The sequence below is a fragment of the Curtobacterium sp. P97 genome (assembly GCF_023712445.1).
In the GTDB taxonomy this organism is placed as follows: domain Bacteria; phylum Actinomycetota; class Actinomycetes; order Actinomycetales; family Microbacteriaceae; genus Curtobacterium.
This window is the reverse complement of the sequence record NZ_JAMAYF010000028.1, coordinates 1-1,545: the sequence shown is the minus strand read 5'-3', so window position 1 is coordinate 1,545 and position 1,545 is coordinate 1. Positions and strand designations below refer to the sequence as shown.

Here is a 1,545-nt window from a genome sequence, read left to right as displayed (position 1 = left end):
ATCTTCAATCCAAAAGGAATTGTCTCCGACGACCACAACCAAAGCTGCAGTCGCACGGGGTCAAAATAATTGGCATTGACAATGTGCACGCTGTTGAGTTCTCAAGGACCAGACGCACCCCCCACTCAGCACCACCACAGCGGTGCCTCATCAGAGGGGCTTGGATTCTCGACACCATCCGACGAACCTTGCAGCTCGTCAGGGTGGTGGTTGGTTGCCGAGCGGGACCCCGTCCGGACTGCATCTCCAGGTACTCGCCCTGGTGACCGTCTCGGCCGTTCCGTTCTCCGCCTCAGCGGCAACGAGGTACAACCTTACGCGGAGGTGAACGCGCTGCCAAGTGGGGCCACATCCCGGGCGTGTCGGGCGATGAGCGGACGCGTTGCAGCGTTCCGACCGACTCACTCCTCGCCCGGTTCTCCGCTGCTTCCGTGGACGGTCGGGAGCTCGAGTGCAGTCGCCATCTCTTCGATGACGGCGTTCGGCAACCCGTCAGCCGCGCGCCGGCGTCCCGTCCTGCGGAAGCCGTGGCGAGCGTAGAGGCCCCGCGCCGGCGCACCGTCCGGAGCGCAGTCCACCCAGAGTCGGATCGACGGGGCACGGAGGGCGGCCCAGCTGAGGACCTCCGCGAGGAGCGCGTCCGCCACGCCGTTCGCCCGGCCGCGCGCTCGAGGACGGACGAACACCCCAGTGAGCAGCGCGGCAGGCTCATCGTCAGCCGGCAGCTGAGCGGCCATGATCCCCAGCCACGCCCCGTCCTCCGCAACTGCCACGACAGCAGTGGTGTCCCGCCCGGTACCGCGCCGCGCCCGCAGCCGCCAGTCGTCCTCGGTCATCGCGAGGGTGGTCCGGAGGTCCGCGCCGTACGACACCGGGTTCTCTGCCGCGTTCTCGAGCCGGAGCGCTCGCACCGACCGCCAGTCCTGCTCGACCGTGCTCCGTACGACGTACCGGAGACCCGGGAGACCGGCCCGCCCCAGGAGGAGGGGCACACCGGTCGCCGACCACCACGAGGACGACACGTGCCCGGAAGACATCCCTCCGTGTGCGAAGCGCTCGACGAACACCCCTGCGCCGGCGTCTCCCGACATCGCACGACCGACCTCCGCCGCAAAGCCCCGCCGCAGCATGCCGTCGAGCTCGCCTCGTGTGCTCGGGAGTCTGACGTGCACGAACCGCTCACCGAGAGCTCGCCAGAGCCACGGGTCGCCGCGCAAGCCCCACTGGTCAGGCTCGTCCCGGAACAGATCACCGACGTGTCGTGCCACGTTCTGATGGTGGCCGATCGTGCGGGATCGCGCCACCGCGCGATCGCCGCTGCGCTCGCCCGCACGGCCCGAGCAGTCGAGGGCGGTGGCGGTGTGCGGGTCGGCCCGTTAACGCAGGAAACCCCTGACCGGTCACGGTCAGGGGTTTCTTGGTGTTGCTGAAGTTGAGTCCGGCGGCGTCCTACTCTCCCACAAGGTCCCCCTTGCAGTACCATCGGCGCTGAGAGGCTTAGCTTCCGGGTTCGGAATGTGACCGGGCGTTTCCCTCTCGCTATGA

General features: G+C 68.2%; 1 protein-coding gene and 1 rRNA gene. Both read right to left on the bottom strand.

From position 1 onward, the window contains the following. Positions 1-401: 401 nt before the first annotated feature. A complete protein-coding gene (locus M3677_RS16740; RefSeq protein WP_251161106.1) occupies positions 402-992 on the bottom strand; it encodes a GNAT family N-acetyltransferase in 591 nt (196 codons plus the stop codon). A gap of 444 nt (positions 993-1,436) precedes the next feature. Then, positions 1,437-1,545, bottom strand: a 5S ribosomal RNA gene (gene rrf, locus M3677_RS16735); the annotation flags it as partial.